At 50.9% G+C, this 21,962-nt stretch carries 17 protein-coding genes; 4 read left to right on the top strand and 13 right to left on the bottom strand.

Translation table 11 applies throughout. From position 1 onward, the window contains the following. Nucleotides 1-117: 117 nt before the first annotated feature. Together MKQ68_RS21450 and MKQ68_RS21445 are read left to right on the top strand one after the other, a co-directional pair. On the top strand, nt 118-813 hold the full coding sequence (locus MKQ68_RS21450; protein WP_264280881.1) for a response regulator transcription factor: 696 nt from the start codon (nt 118-120) through the stop codon (nt 811-813). Beyond that, a complete protein-coding gene (locus tag MKQ68_RS21445; protein ID WP_264280880.1) occupies nt 810-2,171 on the top strand; it encodes a sensor histidine kinase in 1,362 nt (453 codons plus the stop codon). The genes MKQ68_RS21450 and MKQ68_RS21445 overlap by 4 nt, the downstream gene beginning before the upstream one ends. Nucleotide 2,172: 1 nt before the next feature. On the opposite strand, the gene MKQ68_RS21440 is transcribed toward MKQ68_RS21445, so the two are convergent. The 6 genes from MKQ68_RS21440 to MKQ68_RS21415 are packed head-to-tail and all read right to left on the bottom strand — an operon-like array spanning nt 2,173 to nt 6,906. Continuing rightward, the gene (locus tag MKQ68_RS21440; protein ID WP_264280879.1) at nt 2,173-2,586 is read right to left on the bottom strand and encodes a response regulator; all 414 of its coding nucleotides are present in this window, start codon (nt 2,584-2,586) and stop codon (nt 2,173-2,175) included. Further along, on the bottom strand, nt 2,583-4,223 hold the full coding sequence (locus tag MKQ68_RS21435; protein ID WP_264280878.1) for an ATP-binding protein: 1,641 nt from the start codon (nt 4,221-4,223) through the stop codon (nt 2,583-2,585). The genes MKQ68_RS21440 and MKQ68_RS21435 overlap by 4 nt, the downstream gene beginning before the upstream one ends. Nucleotides 4,224-4,227: 4 nt before the next feature. Next, nucleotides 4,228-5,244, bottom strand: a complete 1,017-nt coding sequence (locus MKQ68_RS21430) for an ATP-binding protein (RefSeq protein ID WP_264280877.1) — start codon at nt 5,242-5,244, stop codon at nt 4,228-4,230. Beyond that, nucleotides 5,237-5,650, bottom strand: coding sequence for an anti-sigma regulatory factor (locus tag MKQ68_RS21425; protein WP_264280876.1), 414 nt, complete (start codon nt 5,648-5,650; stop codon nt 5,237-5,239). The genes MKQ68_RS21430 and MKQ68_RS21425 overlap by 8 nt, the downstream gene beginning before the upstream one ends. Continuing rightward, nucleotides 5,631-6,038, bottom strand: a complete 408-nt coding sequence (locus tag MKQ68_RS21420; protein ID WP_244836179.1) for an STAS domain-containing protein — start codon at nt 6,036-6,038, stop codon at nt 5,631-5,633. The genes MKQ68_RS21425 and MKQ68_RS21420 overlap by 20 nt, the downstream gene beginning before the upstream one ends. Nucleotides 6,039-6,054: 16 nt before the next feature. Continuing rightward, on the bottom strand, nt 6,055-6,906 hold the full coding sequence (locus MKQ68_RS21415; protein ID WP_255858894.1) for an STAS domain-containing protein: 852 nt from the start codon (nt 6,904-6,906) through the stop codon (nt 6,055-6,057). Between the two features lie 260 nt (nt 6,907-7,166). Here MKQ68_RS21415 and MKQ68_RS21410 point away from each other — a divergent pair, with 260 nt between their 5' ends. Then, a complete protein-coding gene (locus MKQ68_RS21410; protein ID WP_264280875.1) occupies nt 7,167-7,511 on the top strand; it encodes a hypothetical protein in 345 nt (114 codons plus the stop codon). A gap of 26 nt (nt 7,512-7,537) precedes the next feature. Beyond that, complete coding sequence (locus MKQ68_RS21405) at nt 7,538-8,740, top strand: DUF4272 domain-containing protein (protein ID WP_264280874.1); 1,203 nt, start codon at nt 7,538-7,540, stop codon at nt 8,738-8,740. A 118-nt stretch (nt 8,741-8,858) separates the two neighbouring features. On the opposite strand, the gene MKQ68_RS21400 is transcribed toward MKQ68_RS21405, so the two are convergent. The 7 genes from MKQ68_RS21400 to MKQ68_RS21370 form a co-directional block, all read right to left on the bottom strand. After that, the gene (locus MKQ68_RS21400; protein WP_264280873.1) at nt 8,859-12,287 is read right to left on the bottom strand and encodes a carbohydrate-binding protein; all 3,429 of its coding nucleotides are present in this window, start codon (nt 12,285-12,287) and stop codon (nt 8,859-8,861) included. A gap of 119 nt (nt 12,288-12,406) precedes the next feature. Then, nucleotides 12,407-13,849 carry a RagB/SusD family nutrient uptake outer membrane protein gene (locus MKQ68_RS21395; RefSeq protein WP_264280872.1) on the bottom strand — a complete coding sequence of 481 codons (1,443 nt, stop codon included), beginning with the start codon at nt 13,847-13,849 and terminating at the stop codon, nt 12,407-12,409. Between the two features lie 17 nt (nt 13,850-13,866). Beyond that, entirely contained in the window at nt 13,867-17,139 is a 3,273-nt protein-coding gene (locus MKQ68_RS21390; protein WP_264280871.1) for a TonB-dependent receptor, read from the bottom strand. Between the two features lie 256 nt (nt 17,140-17,395). Beyond that, on the bottom strand, nt 17,396-18,562 hold the full coding sequence (locus tag MKQ68_RS21385) for a FecR family protein (RefSeq protein ID WP_264280870.1): 1,167 nt from the start codon (nt 18,560-18,562) through the stop codon (nt 17,396-17,398). Between the two features lie 100 nt (nt 18,563-18,662). Further along, nucleotides 18,663-19,271: an RNA polymerase sigma factor gene (locus MKQ68_RS21380; protein WP_264280869.1), complete on the bottom strand. Its 609-nt coding sequence runs from the start codon at nt 19,269-19,271 to the stop codon at nt 18,663-18,665. Nucleotides 19,272-19,448: 177 nt separating this feature from the next. Then, entirely contained in the window at nt 19,449-20,864 is a 1,416-nt protein-coding gene (locus MKQ68_RS21375) for a slipin family protein (protein ID WP_264280868.1), read from the bottom strand. A 595-nt stretch (nt 20,865-21,459) separates the two neighbouring features. Continuing rightward, on the bottom strand, nt 21,460-21,945 hold the full coding sequence (locus tag MKQ68_RS21370; protein WP_244836160.1) for a ribonuclease H-like YkuK family protein: 486 nt from the start codon (nt 21,943-21,945) through the stop codon (nt 21,460-21,462). Nucleotides 21,946-21,962: the final 17 nt, after the last annotated feature.

Raw genomic sequence — 21,962 nt, 5'->3', positions numbered from 1 at the left:
GGGGTGTTAGGGACTCGTAAAAACGGGGTAAAAAGGTGGTTGCAATGTGGTAAGAATCCGGTAAGAAAGATTAGTGATCCTTCCCTTTCCGGCCGCTGGCCCTTAAATTTGTTTATAATGAAGATATTATTGGTAGAAGACGAGCCGGGCGTAGTTTCAGTGGTTTCCCGCGGGTTAGCGGAAGCCGGCTACGAAGTAAGTGTAGCTCCCGATGGCCTCATAGGACTGCAAATGGCCACCCCGGGGAGCTACGGACTCATATTGCTCGATGTAATGCTGCCCGGCCTTAACGGTATCGAGGTGTGCCGGCGCCTGCGGGCAAGTGGCCTGGATACGCCTATCCTGATGCTCACGGCATTGGGCACTACCGATAATATCGTGATGGGGCTGGATAGCGGGGCCGACGATTACCTCGTTAAACCTTTCAAACTCCAGGAACTGGTAGCCCGTGTGCGTTCACTGTTCCGCCGCCGTGGCGCGCCGCCAACACCACCACCGGTAGTAGCGCCTAATATCTTATCTCTCGGCGACCTGCAACTGAACCTGGATACCAAACAGGCCAGCCGTAACGGCACCTCCATCTCACTTACGGCTACCGAATACAGGTTGCTCGAATATCTCTTTAAAAATCCCCGCCGTGTACTGTCGCGCATGGAAATTCTCGAACAGGTATGGGGCATCGATTTTAATATGAATACGAAGGTGGTGGATGTATATATTAATTACCTCCGTAAAAAACTGAACCGCAACGGTGGTCCGGAATTGATCCAGACCGTGGTAGGATTGGGTTACATGTTAAAAGACGACGAATGAGGATACGTACCAAGATCATATTATTGTTCGCCGGCCTTACGCTGGCCGTGGTGCTGGTAACCAGCTTTTTCGTGTACTACCTGGCCAACCAGTATTCCTTCGAGGACTTCTATAAACGCCTGGAGATCCGCGCTTATATTACGGCCAAAGCTTCTCTTCCTTATTTTGAGTCCGACGCGGCGATATATAATGAAATCCGCGATCAGCACCTGGAAAAACTGCCTTCCGAACAGGAGTTCCTGTTAAAGGTAGATACGGTGACGCGCGCTGTTGAAAAAGATCCCAATTTACAATTGCCATCGATCTTTTACGACCAGGCCATTCGACAGGGAAAGGCTACTTACCGAAAGGGCGACCGCTTTTACGAAGGCATCCTTTATAAAAGCAAACAAGGTCACTACCTGGTCATCATTTCCGCCGAAAACGAATACAGTAAGGAATACCTCGCCGAGTTACAGCGCATCCTGATCATCAGTATGCTCATCGCAGCATTTGCGATACTCATGACCGGACAGTTCTTCTCGCAATACATCCTGCGGCCTATCCGTCAATTGATGCTGCAGGTAAAAAACATCAGCTCCCGTAACCTGCACCTTCGGCTCGCAGCGCCCGACAGCCGCGATGAGCTGAACGAACTCGCATCTACCTTTAATAACATGCTCGACCGGCTGGAAACAGCTTTCGAAACGCAGAACAACTTCGTCAGCAACGCTTCCCACGAATTTAGTACGCCGCTTACTGCCATTATTGGTGAGGCCGAACTATCGTTATCCCGCGAGCGCAGCGGCGAGGATTACCAGCGCGCCCTGCGTACGATCCTGGAGCAGGCCGAAAGGTTGGAGCACATTACCCGAAGCATGCTGCAATTAGCGCAAACGGGCTTCGATGGTAAGAAGCAGGAATGGGGCCAGGTGCGTAGTGATGAATTGTTATTTACAGTGAAAAGTATTGTGGATAAGCTTTACCCGGGCAACAAAGTAGAAATCGATTATAGCCTGTTCCCTGAAGAGGAGGATAAATTGACCATCCAGGGAAACTTCCAGTTGCTGGAGCTTGCCTTGTCAAACATCGTGACCAACGCCGTAAAATATTCCAGCAACCAGCCGGTTAGCCTGGCGCTTGCGGCTACGCATTCCCGTATTATTATCATTGTAAAAGATCGCGGTATCGGCATCCCGCCGGAAGATTTGCCTTATATCTTTTCGCCGTTTTTCAGGGCGAGCAATACATCCGACTTTAAAGGTTATGGCATCGGTTTGCCGCTGGCGATGAATATCGTGCGCATGCACAAGGGAGAAATCATTGTGAACAGCACCGTGCAGGAAGGTACCGAAATAAGGCTGGAGCTGCCGCGCTAAGCTAATTGGCCATCTGCTGGCAAAGGTTGTAAAAGTGTTTTACCACTTCGATCGCCTGCAGGTACGAGGTAGGTTTAATCACGTACGAATGGGCGCCGAGTGACAGGCATTCGTCATGCTCTATCGGGTTCAGCGAAGTAGAGAAAATAATTACGGGGATGTTCGACAAGGCCGGTTGTGCCTTGAGGTAACGCAGGGTTTGCGTACCGTTCATTTTCGGCATGTTAAGGTCCAGGATTACCAGCGAGGGCAAATCTTTTTTGGGTAGGCAGGCCTCGAGGTAATGGATCGCTTCTTCTCCATTTCCTGCGAACTGTATGGCTGTTCCATAGCCCAGTTCTTCAAAAGTATCTTTAATTATGAGCCGGTCTTCGGCATCGTCGTCCACTAGTAAAATACTGGGCATGATGGTCATATGCTCAATTGTTTAACAGGTAACGTGATCTTAAATGTCGCCCCTTCGTTTTCTTTGCTGGTAGCAGTAATGCTGCCATTATGTATATCTACGATCTTTTGGCAGATCGCGAGCCCCAACCCGGTACCTTTGTACTGATCGTTCGTGTGCAGGCGCTGGAATAAAGTAAACATCTTCGGCAGGTACTTTTCGTCAAAGCCAATACCATTATCGGCAACGGCAATTTCGATCGTATGTTTATCCGCGATACAGCTGATCCTTATCAAAGGCGCCTCATGTTCACGCGCATATTTAAGTGAGTTGCTGAGTATGTTGCCGAACAGCTGGCGGATCATGCTCTCGTCGGCTTCGATGGTAGGCAATGGCTCCAGTTGAATGCGGGCCGATTTTTCCCGCACGTTCAGCTCCATATCCTGCAGGGTTTCCCGGAAAACGTTCTCCAGGTCTACCTGTTTGAATGTAGTCGCTTTTTTATCTACCTGCGAAAAGGCCAGCAGGTCGTTGATCAATGTACGCATACGGCGCGAAGCGCTCAACATGCCGTGCAGGTAATCTTTCCCCTTTTCATCAATCGATTCACGGTACTTGTTAAGGAAGTAGTCGCTGTAGTAACTGATTTTGCGGATAGGCTCCTGCAAGTCGTGGGAGGCGATGTACGCAAACTGTTGTAATTCTTTATTGCTCCGGTTCAACTGGGCAATATTATCTTCCAGTATGAGCTGGTGCTCTTTCAGCTGATCGCGCACCAGTTGTAATTCTTTATTGATCTGTAGCGTGTTTTCCACCACCTTTTGTGCATGTATGTCCACCACGAAACCGATCCAGTAAAGCAAATCCCCCTTTTCATCTTTCAGGGGAGAAAGAGAGGCCAGGTGCCAGTAGTACTGATCTTCTATGACATTCTTCAACCGGCATTGCACTTTGATTGCGGCGGCACCGGAGGTTACGTGCGGGTTCATCAACAGGTGAAAAGCGTCATAGTCGTCCGCATGCACCACATCCTTCCACTTACTGATATTTAACTCTTCAATGGATTTGCCGGTGAACATACTAAGCCATTTATTGGCATAAATCAACTCGCCTGAGTTGCCGAGTGAAAAGATGATGATGGGCAACGAGTTGGTCAGCGTTTTATACTGTCCTTCGCTTTCTTTTAGCTTTTCTGCCAGGGACTGTAGCTGTTCGTTTTTACGTTTGATTTCCTCGTAAGGACTGATGGCTTCGTCGCTGTTGAAGCTGCGGCGCCACTCATCTATCTTTTTGGCGTCCAACTTGTCGGCCAGGGGGAACGAGAAGTACAGTTCTATCGCGGTTTTGTCGCCGGCGGTGCTAACGTTCAGTTTATTCACCAGGCGTTTGGCATATTCCAAACCGGGGTTTAAGGCCGGGTCGTAGGTTTCGTCTATAATGCGGGCGATCAGTTGTTTCTCGTTTTTAACGTGCGATACACATAAAACGAGGCAGCCATTCTTCCCATGTTCAATTGTATTACGCGATACTTCGGAAACCGCAGTAGCAAACGTGGTTTGGGCAGACAGGGACAGTCCCGCCATTTCCGCCAGTTTCATCGAGCGGCGGTGTACGAGTACCAGGTCCATTTCATTGTTAAGTGTTACCCTTACCAGTTCATGTAGCATGATGTCAGATTGATATTTTACAAACTGCTATGGACATATCGTCCGTATTGCGAGCGAAATCGTGAAACAATGCGGCGGCTGCCAGTGACAGGTCGTTGCGCAGGATGCCCGGGTACTTCATCACATCCCAGCGCGACTTGATGCCGTCGCTGCACATCATAATAACCTGGCCTTTTTCGTAGACTATTTCCTGGTCCGAAATTGTATTGGGAATATTCATACCTATAATGCCATTATACCCGATGTAATTACGCGTACCGTTAGGCCCCTGTATCCTGGTCTGAATATTACCGATACCACAAATACGCAGCCTGCGATCATTTTTATCGAAGTGGATCACCGTACCCACGAGGCCCCGCGTCCTTTTTACGGAAGTATGAATGAAACGAAGATTATCCAGCGGGCTGTCGTAAGGGCATACCTTAAAGGCTTCAATGGCGGCATCTGTGGCCGCCTGTGCTTCTTTACCATGCCCCAATCCGTCGGAAAGAAATAGTTTCAGATGATCGCTGCTTTCCTTGTAATAAAACCCGTCGCCGCAAAAAGTTTCGCCCGGCTTAGGAACTACCAGCGAACGGATTTCGGTCTTCTTTTGTTTGACGCGCTGCGGTAACGCTTTGGTATATATTACACAATACATCACCGTGCCCCATCCTTTCGAAGAATATACCTGGAAAACGTCCGACATGCGTTTAATGGTGCCAAGCCCGTGTCCGAGCGTACCTTTAGTAGAAACACCATCCGTCATCAGCCGGTTTACATCACTCATGCCCGGTCCCATATCAATGGTCGTAATCTCCAGGCCATTAATATTTTCTTCTTCTCTTACTTTGACGAAAAGCTCCCCTGACACGGCATGTTTGCCGAGGTTAGATACGAGTTCGGCAACGATAATATCTATTTCTGCCAGCTTCTTTGCCGTAAAGCCCGCTGCTGCTGCTATGGCGTGAATCTCTTTCTTAAGAATGGCGAAGTAGCTACGGTCGGAGGCATTGAACCTATGTGATATAGCACTAGCCATTTTTCCACTTTATGACAGTTACCGTTGTGCCCTTCCCTACGATGCTTTTGATGTCAAATTCGCTCACTAGCCGCTTAGTACCCGGTAACCCCAGGCCAAGGCTTTTACCGGTAGAAAATCCGTCTTTCATGGCTAAATCTATATCTTTAATACCAGGGCCCTTATCTGCAAAGGTGAGCCTGATGCCGTTTTCGCGGCCTCTGCTCACCACTTCGATAAGGGCGCTGCCCCCGTTGCCGTACTTTAACATATTACGTACCAATTCAGACGCCGCAGTAATTAATTTTGTTTGATTGACGAGACTCATGCCGATTTTTACCGCGTATTCCTTCACGCGGTTGCGGAACGGGACTACGTCCTGTTCACGCTGGATCAGCATGCTGTCCTTATTCAACACTACCAGCATCGTGGTCTTCCTCCAGTTCGTGATCCTCGAAAGAACCGACTTTTACGCTCAGCAACTGCATGCCTTTTTCCACATTCAGTGCGGTACTTACACCCCGAAGTTCCAGCCCCAGTTCTACCAGGGTAATGGCTACCGCCGGCTGCATGCCTACAACTACCGTTTCCGCGTCCATTATTTTACTCATTGTACCGATGTTGCCTAATATGCGACCCATAAAAGAATCTACGATAGACAATGCAGAAATGTCGATCAACACGCCGCGTGCCCCGGTTTTATTCACCATTTGGGCGAGATCGGTTTCCAGATTAAGGGCAAGGCGGTCGTACAGGTCCACCTGTATGGTCACCAGCAAAAACTTGCCCATCTGTAGAATAGGTATTCTATCCATATGCGTCTCGAGAAATTTATTTTATAGTTGATCTTTTAACTTCCAGGTTGGTCATGGCAAAGGCATAACGCAATGCACTCGCCAGGGATGCTTTGGTAACGATGTTGGAAAGGTCGATACCCAGGTGTACAACGGTTTGGGCGATTTCAGGACGAATGCCGCTGATAATACACTCGGCTCCCATCAATCGTGTAGCATTAATGGTTTTGATCAGGTGCTGTGCCACGAGCGAGTCTACGGCCGGTACGCCGGAAATATCGAGGATAGCGATGCTGCTGCCGGTTTCAACAATACGCTGCAACAGGTTCTCCATTACTACCTGCGTGCGGCTGCTGTCGAGGGTGCCAATGATCGGCAGGCCTAAAATACCGTCCCACAGCTGAATTACAGGGGTAGATATTTCGGTGATCTCGTCTGTTTGGCGCAGGATCACTTCTTCGCGTCCTTTAATAAAGGTTTCGAAAGTAGTTACACCAAAAGCATCAATCAGTTTGTTAAAGCTCAAAACGATCGGGAACAAGGCGGCAACGTCTTTGATCTCAGCCTGCAATACTTCAACTATCGCATCTCTTAAGCTAAATACATATACGCCTGTTTCGCGGGGTGAGTAACCCTGGCGCGCACGTGAGATAGATATGCCCGAAAGTATTTCGTGTACCGTATCAAAGTCGCCTGATTGCGGGTTACCGATGTTTTTATCGTTCACCGATTTTGTGAGGGCCGTTAACAGTTCGTCTGACTGCTCCCGAAGCTCATCGTTGCTCATCAGATCTTCCCGCAGACTCTCATCTGCCAGTTGATTTTTCATCCATAACTCAAGGATTTTTTTGCGCTCTTTTTGCAGCAGTTTCGAAATGTTGACACTCATAATAGTTGCGTGTTAGGGAGGTAGATTTTTTATGACTAATATTAGTAATTGTCAATAGTACAGCTTTAAACCTGAACTTTACTCTTTTATCTTTTACATTATATGAAGTCGATATATGTTTGTGGATTTTAATCCTCAATTGCCGTAAACCGCGATAACGCATTAATCGCGCCATTCCGTAAAAATGCCGCATGGCTAAAAAAAATGAGGGGTTTTGCCTATTTTGCCGATGCGGAACATCACCGCTAATTGGTTTGTATATGAACGCTAGTTTAGAAAAATACCTGCTGGTAAGAAAGTTTGCAGTAGGCCCTGACCTGAAGTTGTTTTTTGAGAGCAAGTACGATATGGATGAACGCCGTGTGCTGGAGCTGATAGATGTTGCGGGTTATGTAGATACAACTACGATCGATACGGTAATTCATCATGTGGATATCAAAGAGCTGGGAAGTACGTATACCTTCGACCTGGCCGCACGGCTGGATCGCCCCGAGGTAGGTCGGTTCAAAGAGGTGTTCCTGTATACGGACGCTCAAGGCCTGGGCTTCTCGTTCCGCGCCGTCGCCAGGGAAGTGAACTTCCGGTATGAAGGTCCGGGTGATTGATGCATTTTTAGTATTTTAACGCACTTATGGAAAACTACACGCTCTACTCGCACAAAACCGGCTTTGACGAGATTGTGGAGAAAGTAAAAGCAGCCTTTCCCAAAGAACGCCCGTTCGTTGGGGAGGAAGACGGCAGCCAGATCATCATACTCGATATTAAAGGCGGGTTTCTTTCGCTCAACAAGCGGCTGAAGATCAGTTACCGCCAGCGGGCAACACCCTCGTTTAACCTGGAAGAGGTGAGCTGTCCGTTAAGCAGGCAGTTAAGCGGAATGTATAATTATGTCTCCTCACTGCCCGCTACCAACGAGCGGGTGCAGGGCTTGTTGCTACAAAAGATTAAAACGATCAATTCCGAATTCTCGTTTAGTGTAGAACCCAAACTTACCAGCGAGCTTTCCAAACTGCTGGCAGACTTATCACACAGTTTCGACGCCTTCATATTCGCCACTACCCCTAAGGGCCGTTCGCAGGAACAGCAGTTCCTCGATAAAGACATGAACCTGGTGATGGACACGAATGGCAAGTGCGGCGACGTGGAGTTGAAAATCGAGATCGAGGCTGCTTATCTGGACAAAGAAGTGCCGGTTACGCCGGAAATACAGGAGCGCAAAGAACGTTCAGAAGCCTTTTTACGCAGTCGTGGTATTAAGATAAATACCTGGTTGCCTTATACAGAAAGCGAATCAGACATCGTATTACGCAGCCGCGAACAAGTGATCGACCGGGTGTATGCACTGGCTGCGATTACCGCAAAAGCAGAAGGTGTAGAGCCTGCGAGGTTACAGAATTTCCTGGACGAATACGAGATTAAAAACTTCTCACCGGAAGAACAGCGCATTATCAATACTCGCGATCTGGAAGACCAGGATGCCATCAATTCCATGTGGCGCTACGAGAGCCTGAACGTGATGTTATGGGCGCTGGGACTGATCAAAGAACTGAAATATCCATCCGAAGTAATTGATGTACCTGCCGTGCTGGACCTGGTACTGGAGCAATCGCGTCTTTCCCTGGAAGGCAAAGCGCAGCTACGTTCCAAAGCCGAGATACTCGAAGAGCTGGATAAAATATACCGCATGAACTGGGCCTGTGTAGATGCGCGGCTCAACGGACAGGAGCCAGGCGGCCACATGAACCCGAGCGTAGTGTACGAAAGGCATTATTCGCTGAACTGGCTCACATGTTATGCGGACGCAGATTGGGATGATGTAAGTACGGATACTTGATGATATAAACGAAGAGGGCTGCCGTACGGGCAGCCCTCTTTTTTTCGTCATCATCTATTTGTCGCGCGGAGATTACACACGAAGTTTGCTTCCCTGCGGTCGCAACAACAAATCACCTCTACAACTTCACAAACTGCACCGACTTAGCCCCGTTCCTTCCTTCAAGCCTGATGATATAAGTACCACTTTCCAGCGCACTCACATCCTGTGTAAACTTGCGGTCGCCCGGGTTAGTAGCCCAGCGGCGGATCAGGCGGCCATTGAGGTCCAGCAGGTTGATCCACTGGTAATCATGTTCGCCCAGTTCCAGTGTGATGTTGCCTGTAGTCGGGTTCGGGTAAGGCTTCAACGTACCGGACAAACTTTCGTATACGATGCGCTGCTGGCTCACCGCCATCATGCTCGTGCTGGTGTCCACCGCGCAGTTGTCGAGGCTCCACCAGTTAAACTTGAATGCCGCACCGTTTACCCGCACGTTGATGTAACCGATGCCTGGCAGCGTAATTGTGTCGGAAACCGTTACCCACTGGCCGTTGGTGTTCGGTATGTTGATATACCCGAAGTTAGTACCGCTTTCCTCCATGCGGATCTGGCTGGTGTTGTTAGATGCTACGCGGAAGCGAATGTTGTAACGGCCCCTCACCGGGATGGCCACCTTGTTATAAGCAAACCAATGCCCGTAAGCAATGCCCGTAAAGTTTTGTCCACCGCTGGTATCGGACGTTGTTTCCAAGGTAGGCACACTCGAACGGGAAGACGCGCTTTCCGCTTCGTAACGTTTGTTAAACGTGCAGATATAATCCAGGGTGAATACGCCCGAGCCGCTGATGGAATCTTTGGTGGCAGTAACAATGCCCGGATTATTACGCGCCGTGAGCGCACCGGCCTGTGTGATCGTATTGCCCGTACCCGTAACGCTCCAGGTAGGCGCAGTAAACGCAAACGGACTGTTATACTGATCGAACCCTTTCGCGGTGAAGAGTTGCGAAGCATTGTAAGGGATCACGATCGTGTCGGGCACCACTTCAATGCGCGCCAGTCTTGGAGGCGCCAATACATTAATTTTCGCGGTGTCGGTAACGCCGCCTGCTGTTGCATAAATGTTATAAATGCCGTGGAGGCTATCCGCTGTAAAGATGCCTTTGTAAGCATCGAAGCTGCCTGCGCCTGCTTGCGCCTGCCAGGTAATGGGCAGATCGAACTTGCTGTTGTCGGCACCATAAGCCGCAGCCGTGAACTGTTTACGTCCGCGTGCTGATACACTGGTACTGTCTGGCGTAATCACGACTCTCGCGACGTTCAGGTCACTGGCTTTTATAATGCGCAGCCAGTTGAAGTTCCAGCCGGAGGTAAGTGCCTGTATCCTGATGGTTTGATTGCCGGCTGGCAGATTGATGGAGGCAGTCGTAACGGTGCTCCAGCTTTGCCACCCGCCGCTGGCTGGCAGTTTAACTGTTGCCAGTACTACATGATCTTTCACGATCTGGATAGTGCTTACGGTATTAACGGCCACCCGGAACTGGAAGCGATAAGCGTCGGCTGACGGTGTAGTAATATCATATTCCAGCCAGCTGTTGTTGGCGATGTAACTGGCGTTCAGCCCACCGCTGGTGTCCGAAGCGGTTTCGGTACAACAAACGTTGGTGTAGTCGTTGTTCTCGGCTTCTATTCTTGCGGGCACCGGTTTGTAATTCGGCGTACGTAAGGTTACGCTGGTCGACTTAATGAGTGTAACGCCATTATGGGTGGCACTGGCCGTCACCGTGCCCGGCGACTGAATAGTAGCAAGTCCGCTGGCGTTGATGGTGTTGCCCGTTCCGGTAATACTCCACGTCGGCGTCACACTTATCGCACGATCGTTCTGGTCAAATAGTTTCGCTTCGTAGGGCTGCGTTTTACCCGCCACCACGGCGCGGTTGAGCGGACTAATATTCATGCTGTCGAGCACGGGCGTACCCAGGCCTTTCTGGTAAACGTGTACGTAGTCGATCAGCAGACTGTCCGGCCAGTCGGCATCAGTAACAGCGCCGCCCATACCACCTCCGATCGCGAGGTTCAGGATCACGTGGAACTTCTGGTCGAAGGGCCAGTCTTTCCAGTCGGTGCGTGGATTTTTGTAAGTGTAGCAGTGGATGCTGTCGTACGTGAAGCGGATGGAATCTTCATTCCATTCCATGATGTAATTATGAAACGCGGTATGTGCATCTGAAATGGTGCGGTTGCCAGAGCTATGGCCACCATTGGTCCAGTTGCTGTTTTGCGTATGTACGGTCGATAACACGTTGCCCAGCCTGTTGCCCACGTGTTCCATGATGTCGATCTCGCCGCTCTTCGGCCAGGCACCGTATGCACTGGAAGTCGGCATCAGCCAGATCGCCGGCCAGGAGCCGCGTGCTTTCGGCAGTTTGGCGCGCACTTCTACCTTGCCATACTTAAAATCGAATTTGTTTTGCGTGATAATGCGGCCGGACGACCATGGCTCTGTCGTCACGATATTTGGATAATCCTTTTTACCAGTGATAACGAGATAGCCGTTACGCTGCCGCGTATTATCGAAGCTCGTATCGGTATACACCTGCTGCTCGCCGTTAATCCAGCCTTTGGGGCGTGGGTCTACCGTCCATTTCGAAAAGTCGGGCATGCCGGTGGTGGTAAATTCATCGGCGAAAACGAGCGTCCAGTTGGGATTGCCTTCCAGTACGATCAGGCCGCTGGCGGTGTAAACAGGTAGTGCGCCATCTTGTACTTCCGCGCCGGCAACGGTGAGCGTGAGGTTACTGCTGGAGTAGTTAACGCCCGAATTGCCTGCAAGTACTACTTGCGCGGTCGTATCGTTCAGGCGGATCACACTGTCGATCGTAACGCCTGCTGGCAGGTTGGCTTGCCAGTTGGTTTTCGTCAATGAGGAGTCATAGCGCGCACCGTACAGGCGGGCGGTGAGGGTAACACCGTCTTCCTGCCCCATGGCGATGCGTGCTGTGTCAACTTTGATAAGCACGGGGTTTGGGCCTTGCACGAGATCGAAATAGAGCGTTCCGTTAGCTACTTTGCCATCCATAAAATGCACTTCAATGCGGTTAAAGTCCTTCCGGTTTTTTACACTCGCGAAGTTGAATGATGCTTCTTCCCAGGTGTTGGCTGTTTTGATCTTGTAAGTGAAGTACACGGCTTTCGTGTAGTCGCTGCCGGGTTGCAGCTTAAACAATACTTCTTCTTTCAGGCTGCTGTAAACGAGCAGTTTAAAAACGCTGTTGCGGCTGATGTCGAGACTGTCTGTAAGGGTGCAGCCTGCCGACATCCATTCGGAGCAGGTAGTGTCTTTAGTAAATCTTGCTACATGTGAACTGAGGTTTAGTCCTGAAATACTGGGATTGGGCACGTGCATATTCACGCTGCCGGTAGCGCCGGGGCCACCTATAAAATAATTCCAATGGCCCGAGCAGGGGCCGTTTCCTTCCATGTCGTCGAACAGGAGGAATTGTGCTTGCAGCCTGCCGCATAGCAGCAGTGCAAGCATCACCATCAGGGTGCTGATCTTGTTTTTCATAACGAGGATTTTTCAAACGTGAATAAATAGGGCGTGCCTGTCTGTTGCTCTATGGTTTGTGCTTACTGACTGAATAACGTGGAAAGGAGCAGGCCTGGGCAGCCTGCTCCCGTAGTGATTTACAAATTCGGATTTACCTGCGCATCCGCACCGGGTATGGGTAACAGGTAATGTTCTTTGGTAATCGCGCCTGCGGGCGTAAGATCAGCCGGGTCTTTCACAGCGTTGGCCTCCTCTACTCGTTCGAGCCTTACGAGATCGAACCAGCGGGTCCATTCACCGGCAAATTCCCATTTGCGTTCATTTACTACGGCCTCGATAAAGTCGGGCGTGGTAAGACCTGCAAGCGGCAGCAGCCCGGCCCTGGAGCGCACGGCGTTCAATGCAGTGTAAGCCACATCGTCCGGCGCAGCACCGGAGCGGGCCAGGGCTTCCGCATACGTCAACAGCACATGCGCATAACGGATCATGATAATAGGGTTGTTGCTCATGTAAGTGTTCTTAGCGCCACTCTGGATAGTGAATTTCTTATAATAAGGATGTTTGGTCGTGGTGTTCTGCCAGGCTAAGGGCGCGCCATTCACTGTGAAAGTGGTGGAGAACGTAGCCTCTTTACGCGGACCTTCCGGGAAGTCGTTGAAAAACTTGATCTCCGGGAAGTAATCGCTCCAGCCACCTTCGTCCTCGGGCATGGTAGACAAGCCGTAGAAGGAGTTGTACGTGATCCACTGGCCACGGGTGTAGAAAGCAAATACATCTTCTTTTGTATTGCCGGCGAATATCTTCAGGAAACCATCCTGGTGAAGGTCGAATCCGTAAGTCGCTTTATTGTCGATCACCTCTTTCGCTTTTGCGGCTGCCAGTGCATATTTGCTTTGGTCCTTTACAGGCCAGCCGCCCTGCGTCAGGTACACATCCGCCAGTAACGCTTTTACGGAGCCCTTGTTCGGGCGGCCTGGTGCGCGACGCGTGTTCGGTACCCATTCTTCTGCTTTGGCCAGATCCGCTTCCACGAGTTTGTACACATCCTGTATCGGGCTTTTCTTCAGCGACAGGTATTCAGAGCTGTACTTTTCAGATGGGATGATCGGCACTTCGCCCCAGCTGCGTGTAAGCCAGTAGTAACAAAGTCCGCGGATGAAATATGCTTCGCCCACAATCACTTTGATGGTGGCTTTGTTGCCGTCCTTTACGCCTGTGTAGTTATTGATGATGTTGGTCGTAGATTGTATCGCTTTGTAACAGCCGCGCCAGATGGGCACCATGCGGCCGTTCAGCGACGATACATTAAACCGGTCGTACTCCCTGAATTCTTCTTTATTGGAACCGGGGTGGGTGGTCACATCGTCGCCGCCCATACTCATGGCAATTTGTCCAACGGTAGTAAAACCACTTTCCCAGGGAATTAGCAAACTGCCGTAAGCACCGGTGAGCGCCGCTTCCAGGCCGGCTTCGCTGCTAAGTCCTTCCGAGCCGATCACCAGTCCCTGTGGTGCTTCTTCCAGTTGTTTGCTGCAACCGGTGGCGATAATAAATGCTGCGATGATATATAACTTCTTCATGAATGATCTTTTTCAGGTTATAAACTAAGGGTAAGGCCTGCGGTATATGTTTTTGAATTGGGGTAAGCGCCATAATCAATACCCTGGCGAATGTCGCCGGCAGCGCTGCTCGCCTCGGGATCAATACCGCTGTAACCGGTGATGGTAAACAGGTTGGTGGCACTCACAAATACGCGTACGCTCATCTTGTTGGCAATTTTCGCTTTAGGTACCGTATAGGCGAGACTAATATTTTTCAGGCGAATGAAATCAGCCTTCTCCAGGAAGCGGGTGCTTTGGGTGAAGTTGCGGTTCGTGGTGCTGAAGGCCGGGATGTTTGAGGTCTCGTTCACGCCAGGGATGTACCTGTTCTTAATGTCTACATGCGTAGCTTCCCGCGCATCGCCACCCAGGAACATGGTGGCCGCGTTGTTGTAATTCAGTTTATCGAAACCTGCCAGCGCATGCACCAGGAAGTTGAGCGAGAAGTTTTTGTAATTGAAGGTGTTGTTGAAGCCGAAGGAGTAAACCGGTACGCCATTGCCAATCACATCGTAATCATCGGCGTCAATCGTACCATCGTCGGTCTTGTCAAAGTAGCGGGAGTCGCCGGGTTTCGCGCCAAAAGCCCCGGCTTTCGTTTCGTCGCCAGGCTTCCAGGTACCCAGGTAGGTAAGTCCCCAGATAGCGCCCAGCGGGTCGCCCGGGCGTACGACAAACTCCGGTTGCAGTGACATGCCGCCTCCGATCTTACGGGTAGCGTCGAAGATGATAGCGCTGTTGCCAATAGACTGTACGCGGTTTTTGATGTACGAGAAGTTCAGCCAGCTGTTCCAGGTAAAGGCGCCTTTGTCGATCATCATCCCTTCCAGTGCGATTTCAAATCCTTTGTTTTGTACCGAGCCTACATTGCGCGTAACCGGGTTGCCGCCAAGATAGAATGGAAGCGTTTCGTTCAGTAACAGGTCGCGCGTATCTTTCTGGAACAGGTCGGCAGTAAGTAAGAACCGGTTGTTCATAATCCCCATCTCCACGCCGATGTTCTTTTGCTCGGTGGTTTCCCATTTCAGTTCGGGGTTTCCGATGTTGTTTAACACAATTCCCGTCACCGATGTACTGTTGTTGAACGAGGCCACGCGGTTCGAATAAGCAGAGAAAGTGTTATACGGTCCAACACCCTCGCTGCCCGTCAACCCCCAGCTGCCGCGTATTTTCAGCAGGCTGAAGATGTTCGCCTGTTTAAGGAACGCCTCTTCCGACAATACCCATCCCGCAGAAACAGAAGGGAAATAACTGTTTTTATTGCCGCCCGCGAACTTGGAAGATGCGTCGCGACGTATAGCGGCCGAAGCCAGGTATTTATCTTTAAAGTTATACACTGCACGTCCCGCCAGCGAAAAGATCGACCATTTGGAATAACCCGAACCCGGATTACCCGCAGTACCCTGCGCCAGGTTGTTCCACATAAACTTTTCGTAGGTAAGGTTGCTCGCCCCGGCAGACATATAATTGTAGGTAGACTGCTGGTATTCGGCAACGCCCGTCACTTCCAGGCGGTGGTTACCGAACTTGCGCTGGTAGTTCAACGTATTACTATTCTGTAACCTGATCTCTTTATTCGAACGCAGCGACGCCGTAGAAGTGCCGGTATTCACTACTTTGCCCGCGAAGGATTTGTTATCATAACCGAGATAGTTAACGCCATACTGCAGGTTGAACGAGAGGCCGGGAATAATATCATCGTACTTAAAACCGCCGATCATATTCGCCAGCATGCGGTCCGTAACGCTTAGCTGGTCGGTGGTAAGCGCAACCGGGTTAAAGAACACGGAACTGATCGGATCGGTAACGGTATAACCACCGGCGGTGGTGCGCACGGGCAGTGTAGGTGACCAGGTGATGGCCTGTGATATCGGGCTATGCGGACCGTCGGCCACAATGTCGATGTTCTGGGCGGAAGAATAAGCGCCATTGATGTTCAATGTCGCGGTGAGTTTGTCCGTTAGCTTGGCGTGAATGTTCGAGCGCACGCTGTAACGTTTGAAGGAGGAGTTTTTCAGAATGCCGTCCTGGTCCAGGTAGTCGCCGGAAATGAAGTAGCCGCCTTTTTCAGTGCCGCCGCTCAGGTTCAATAAATACTCCTGGCTCAGTGCTGTACGGAAAATCTCATCCTGCCAGTTGGTGCCTCCATTCGTTTTAAACTCTGCGATCTGCGCCTCACTGAAAGGAGCGGTGGTGCCAATTACCGCCGCACGTGCATTCGCTGTTGCTGCAAAGTCGCCGGCGTTCAGCAAATCCATTTTCTTAATGACGGTGGATAGGCTTTGGCGGGTAGTGAGATTCACTTTTATCGCACCTGCCGTACCTTTCTTTGTCGTAACAATGATTACGCCATTCGAACCACGGCTTCCATAAATCGCGGTGGCCGATGCGTCTTTTAGTATCTGCAGCGATTCGATCTCGTCCGGATTGATGGCAAAGAACTCCGCGCCTACGAAGCCGTCTACCACGTACAGCGGGCCGTTATCACCGTTGATAGAATTGGAGCCGCGAATACGGATGCGTACACTGCCGCCAGGTGCGCCCGTAGCATTGGTAACGGTAACGCCTGGTGAGCGGCCCTGCAACACCTGGTCCAGGCGGTTTACAGGTGCTTCTTCAAATTCTTTTACAGAGATGGTGCTGATCGCATTGGTAAGCGTGCCTTTTTTCTGCTGACCATAGCCGATTACTACCAGCTGATCGATGTTGGAAACAGCGGTAGTCAATTCGAAATTGATACTCGTTCTGCCGCCCGCCACCACTTCCTGTGCCGTAAAGCCAAGCGAGGAAATGAGTAACACCGCATCCGCGTTGGGCGCCTGTATGCTGTACTCTCCGTTCTCGTTGGTCACCACGCCACGCTGTGTGCCTTTAATGCGCACCATCGCACCAGGAATGGGCTGGCCTTTATCATCGGTAATGCGCCCGCGGATCGTTACATCATCCAGCGGCGTGTCCGAAGTTTCGGAAACCGCTTCTTTTCTTTTAATGATGATGGTGTTGCCTGTGAGCAGGTACGTCAACGGCTGTTCGCTGAAACAGCGGTCCAGGGCTTCTTTTAAGGGAACATTTCGCACATGTAAGGTAACAAGGTGGGCACGGGATAACTGCTCGTCCGTATAAAGAAAGCTGTAGCCGGTCTGCTTCCGGATGTCGGAAAACACCTTCTCCAGCGGCACTTTACGGTGTGCGAGGCTTACAGTTTGACCATAGCTGGCCGCCTGCACCTGCAGCATAGCAATGGTCATCAAAAGCACCGTTAATTTCATGATCAGTAACGTTTTTGCGAATAAGCGTGGAAAATCTTTCTTGTCGCGGGCACGAGGGGGCCTGCTTTGGGAAAAAAGCGTCGTTTGCATACATTTGTATGGTTAGGGTAAGAATAAATAATTGCCGAAATCGATTATCTGTACAGACCTTAATACAGCCGGAGGTGGTGCGAACACTTCCGGTTTTTTAATGCCCATTGGTTGGTGGTATAAGTTCAGGGACTCATATACATGGAATTTTTAGCTGATAAAATGTTTATTGGCCGGGCGTTACGATAATAGTACGCCCACTGATCTCAAAGTTTACTTCTCCCGTCATCGCCATCATCTTTAATACTTCGGATACCGGTACGCTGCTGGAAATAGTGCCACGAAAGTGCGCCGGTACCTGCCCCCGGTAATCTACCGAAACGTCATACCAGCGACTTATAAGCCGCATGGCGGAGCGGATGTCGTGCCCCTCGAACTGTATGTACCCGTTCTTCCAGGCCACAGCAGCTTCGGTGTTAACATGGTCTAGTATATCCAGTTTGCCACTACTGTGGGAGATGCTGGCACATTGCCCCGGGTTAATCTTTCTTCCATTCACTTTTACAGCGCCGCTCAGTAATGTGGTGTTGACTGCCTGCTCGTCCGCATACGCCATCACGTTAAACGCGGTGCCCAATACTTCGATAGTATTGCTGCCCTGCTTCACCATAAAAGGCTGGCGGGCGTTGGCGGCTATTTCGAAGTAAGCCTCGCCACTCAGTTCAACGATACGTTTACCGGTAAAAGTGGTCGGGTAGCGCAGGCTGCTGGCGGCGTTCAGCCATACTTTGCTACCGTCGGGCAGGGTTACCTGGTATTGTCCGCCACGGGGTGTATATATAGTGTTGTATAATATTTCTCCCGAGGGATGCGCCCCTGCTGTTTCATAGGCCAGTTGTCCGTTTGTGCGCTTCACTACACGCACGTGCCCTTGCTGCGCGAGGGAGCCGGTAGTGGCGCTGTCCAGCGAGATGGTGGATCCGTCGCCGAGTACCAGGGTGGCTTTGTTGCCGCCGGGGGCAATATCCGCAGGTTTATCAACAGTGCGGGTGGTGATCTCAGTTGTTGCGGGGGTACGGGTAAGCAGGTAGCTGCCTGTCCCGGCAACGACTACCGCCACAGCTGCCGCCCACATCCAGCGCCTCCGGTTTCGCATTGGGATAACGGGCGTGGTGTTACGGTCTGCCGCCAGTATGCGGTCGGCCACGCCGTCCCAGTAAATCGTGTCGTAATCAGCAGCTGGCGGTGCGAGCAGTTGTTTTTCCAGTTGCGGAGGTAAAGCAGCATCCGGGTGTTGCTGTAGCAGCAGGCATAACTCTTCCAGTTCGGCCGCGGTGGCCAAACGGTTTATCGCCCGGGTACTGAGCTGCGTAATGCGGTCAAGAGGTTCCAAATGGTATGCTTTTGTATCAATCAGGAAACGCGGAAAGGGCCGGTTGCAGAAGCCCCATACTATTACAGACGCGCAAGTCGGAATTTAGGACCTAATCCTCCTAAAAAAAATTAAACGGGTCAACCAGGTGTTCAGTTAACATCCATAAAATGAACATCGGCAGCACATGCCCTGCCTGCTCCAGGTGTTCGCGTATGCTGTGCAGTGAGCGCACCAGCGAATTTTTAACGGTGTTAGGTGACAGGCCAAGTTGTTCGGCTATTTCCGGGATCTTTAACCCGCCTTCCCGGCTTAACAGGTAGATGCGTTTCGCCTGCTGTGGTAAGGCCTGTACGGCTTCGCCCACTGTGCGCATCAGTTGCGCAAAGGCCAGGTCATCTTCCATATGGGTGGTTTCGGTAGCCGGGCTCACCGCATCCAGCGCTTTTTCATGCACTGCCTGCCGGCGCAGGTACGAAAAACAGCGGTGATACACAACTTTGATCAGCCAGGCCCGTGGGTGTTCGATGGCGGGCAGCTTGTCCCGGCTTAGCCAGATCTTTAAAAAGGCTTCCTGTAGAATGTCTTCGGTAACGGCTGCATTTTGCGTGAGGTGTTTTACCATTGGCAGCAACTGCGGCACATAGGCGTGAAACAGCCTGCGGAAAGCGGCTTCATCTCCTTCGGATATCAGGCGGAACAATTCTCTATCGTGGATGCTTTCCTGCATTGTAGTGGCGCACGGGTACTGCTTAAAGATAGCAGGTAAATACTATTATCCAAAACAGGCACATTCTGTAGGGTAACTTGACTGCAAAGTTTCCGTTTATTATCTTCGCTGCCCTGATATGAAACACATTACGAAACTTTTGCTGGTTGCGGCCGTGTGTGGCCTCGTTGCCGTAGGTTATGCGGCCTTCGCACTTCCTCCTGATAAGCTGCCCCTTATTGCAGCGGTTGTTTGCACGATCGTATTCCTGGTCGCCTTTCCTTCGGTGTTATTCGTAAAGGAAAAAAGACCTGGGAAGACCTGGTGGCCATGTTGCTGGCGCTCATCTGCCTGCCCATGAGCATCATGAGCTGGTCTTTCTACATCCAGGGAATCAGCTTCTAACGCGCGACCGGCTTTTTTACGGAACATTCCACGGCTGCTGCTATATGCGGGAGGCAACTGCCTCATGTAAAAAGGGCCGGCCCCAATGAGCCAGCCCGGTTTGCAGTAAATTAGAATATTATCGTCCTGTAAGGATTTTTCGAGTCCATCGACTATGCCGCCGTCGCCGTTGATGCTCAGGCTGCCGATCTTTTCAGCGATCTTTTCCACGTATTCCATCTCTTTCAGCTTAAACAACATGGGGTTGTCTTCCATGAGTTTCGCTGTGTTTAACAGGCTACGGGTACTGGCCGTTTCTTCGCGACGCATGATGATGTTCGCCTGTGCTTTCTTTTCAGACATCAGCACCTGGTTCATTATGTCGCGCATATCGCCGGGCAGTATAATGTCGCGTATACCAAAGCTGTTTACGGTTACGCCCAGATCGCTGGTGTTCAGCTGTGCGAGCAAACTTTCGTCCAGCATGCTTTTGCGATCCATCAGTTCATCGAGCGTAAGCGCACCGATCGTTTCACGAAGCGATAACTGTAACCTTACGTGCAACTGCCTTTCATAGTCCTTTACCTGTAACATGGCTTTCCCGATGTCGCTCAGGTGGTATTGTGCCCAGGCGTTCACACGTAAAGTGGCTTTGTCTTTCGTTAATATTTCCTGCCCGTTGATCTCAACCTGCAACTGGCGCGTATCGGCCATCACTACCTCTATAGACATTTTACCTGCCCACCAGTGGTAAACACCAGGCTCCAGTAACTGCACATATTTGCCGTCGATGAACAACACACCTTTTTCATGGTTGCTCACAGTTGCAGAACGTACATAGGGAGAAATCAGCCGGTGCGCCAGGGTATGACGGTCCATATCTTCGGTGATCTCGGGTTTGCTGATGTCCATGTACTCGAAACGGTAGTCGGTCAGGCCCTTCCAGTAGGCGTGGCGACCAGCGGTCAGCACTTGTTTCAGCAGGCCGTTCTCATATACCAGCACGAGTTGATCGTCTTTTACGGTCACCACATGCAGGCTTTCGCGCAGGGCTTCATCCTGCAATAACATATCCAGCTCCTGTCCCGCGTTCAGGGGTGTGTTCATCCAGTGGGTGATCACGGTTTCACCGGCGTTCAGCCAGTGACGGCCTTGTTTCAGCATACGGCGGTAAGCGTCGTTTTTATATACCAGGCCTACCTGCCAGGGGTTAATTACTATCCATTTCATCGGATTAAAAATTGAGAATTAATAAATAAAAAGAGACCGCATCCGCTCCCCCGAACGTCTTCACGGTAAATCACCTCGGCATTGCGAACAGTGTTCGGTCGTTACTGCTGCGGGCCTTTTGCCTGCGCAGCAGCGCTGTTCCTTAACCGTTCGTACATGCGTTGGCGTTCAGCTGGTGAGCCGCCGGTTGTTGTCTCGCCCACGGCCTTTTGCCGCGGCGAACCGGGATAATAGGACTACCGGTCTCTTCCCGCCGTTTTTTATGAGGCAGCGTCCTCGTTCAGATGGATTAAAAGTCCATGGCAACTACCGGGTATTGCGTAAGGCTTAAAGCCCCCAGGATTCGAACCTGTTGTTGGTCTACTGCTCTAACCACTGAGCTACTATCCTTTGCAGGATAAGGGAGATTCGAACTCCCGACCCGTAGGTTTCTGAGGATAGTCTCGCGCCGTTGCCGGCGCAGGATACGGCCGGTTACTACCGCCGCACTTCGCGGATGATTAAGATGCCGCGCACGCCGCCACAGCGGTGCTCGAAAACTGTCCTGCTTCCCGTTAAGGATGCTTCTTGCGCCGGCATTACTACCGGCAATATTTTATTGCACCACTTTGTTTGCACAGCTGGAGCTGGCAAAGGCATCCGGCTTCATCCTGAAGGAGAATCCCATCCCCATGATGTAACCCATCGCTTCCTTCAAAGCATCGTTGCTTTTGAAAGCGGGATTGGTGTTGATGTCTGCATGCACCTCCATATCCACATTAAATGCAGTAAAAAGGTCTGTCAGCTGGTAAGCCGTATCCACTGTTCTGGCTACTTCGTCCAGCATCCTTTCTTTGATGCTCATCTTGCGATAGATCTCCTCTTTCCGGAGATACATAAATCCGCCTTTCCCTTTGCGGATGAATACGATCACGGTGGCAAACTTCGTGCATCTGCCTTTTACCTGGCTGTCGGTCCCGATGCAAACTTTCATGGTGTGGCCCTGTTCCTGTGCTGTTAACAACACCTGCCGAACCTCCTCCCTGATGGGTGTTTGCACCATCATTCCATTTAACCGCCGCCAGCTGTTACGCTGCTCCATGGCTTCATTGATTGTGT

Source organism: Chitinophaga horti, from assembly GCF_022867795.2.
Classification (GTDB): Bacteria; Bacteroidota; Bacteroidia; order Chitinophagales; family Chitinophagaceae; genus Chitinophaga; species Chitinophaga horti.
The sequence above is the reverse complement of the archived record's forward strand: the minus strand, read 5'-3'. Positions and strand labels throughout refer to the sequence as shown.

Bases quoted from the DNA above. Each gene is read 5' to 3' on its own strand.
- MKQ68_RS21450 (WP_264280881.1), top strand. From the start codon at position 118: ATGAAGATATTATTGGTAGAAGACGAGCCGGGCGTAGTTTCAGTGGTT.
- MKQ68_RS21445 (WP_264280880.1), top strand. From the start codon at position 810: ATGAGGATACGTACCAAGATCATATTATTGTTCGCCGGCCTTACGCTG.
- MKQ68_RS21440 (WP_264280879.1), bottom strand. From the start codon at position 2,586: ATGACCATCATGCCCAGTATTTTACTAGTGGACGACGATGCCGAAGAC.
- MKQ68_RS21435 (WP_264280878.1), bottom strand. From the start codon at position 4,223: ATGCTACATGAACTGGTAAGGGTAACACTTAACAATGAAATGGACCTG.
- MKQ68_RS21430 (WP_264280877.1), bottom strand. From the start codon at position 5,244: ATGGCTAGTGCTATATCACATAGGTTCAATGCCTCCGACCGTAGCTAC.
- MKQ68_RS21425 (WP_264280876.1), bottom strand. From the start codon at position 5,650: ATGCTGGTAGTGTTGAATAAGGACAGCATGCTGATCCAGCGTGAACAG.
- MKQ68_RS21420 (WP_244836179.1), bottom strand. From the start codon at position 6,038: ATGGATAGAATACCTATTCTACAGATGGGCAAGTTTTTGCTGGTGACC.
- MKQ68_RS21415 (WP_255858894.1), bottom strand. From the start codon at position 6,906: ATGAGTGTCAACATTTCGAAACTGCTGCAAAAAGAGCGCAAAAAAATC.
- MKQ68_RS21410 (WP_264280875.1), top strand. From the start codon at position 7,167: ATGAACGCTAGTTTAGAAAAATACCTGCTGGTAAGAAAGTTTGCAGTA.
- MKQ68_RS21405 (WP_264280874.1), top strand. From the start codon at position 7,538: ATGGAAAACTACACGCTCTACTCGCACAAAACCGGCTTTGACGAGATT.
- MKQ68_RS21400 (WP_264280873.1), bottom strand. From the start codon at position 12,287: ATGAAAAACAAGATCAGCACCCTGATGGTGATGCTTGCACTGCTGCTA.
- MKQ68_RS21395 (WP_264280872.1), bottom strand. From the start codon at position 13,849: ATGAAGAAGTTATATATCATCGCAGCATTTATTATCGCCACCGGTTGC.
- MKQ68_RS21390 (WP_264280871.1), bottom strand. From the start codon at position 17,139: ATGAAATTAACGGTGCTTTTGATGACCATTGCTATGCTGCAGGTGCAG.
- MKQ68_RS21380 (WP_264280869.1), bottom strand. From the start codon at position 19,271: ATGCAGGAAAGCATCCACGATAGAGAATTGTTCCGCCTGATATCCGAA.
- MKQ68_RS21375 (WP_264280868.1), bottom strand. From the start codon at position 20,864: ATGAAATGGATAGTAATTAACCCCTGGCAGGTAGGCCTGGTATATAAA.
- MKQ68_RS21370 (WP_244836160.1), bottom strand. From the start codon at position 21,945: ATGGAGCAGCGTAACAGCTGGCGGCGGTTAAATGGAATGATGGTGCAA.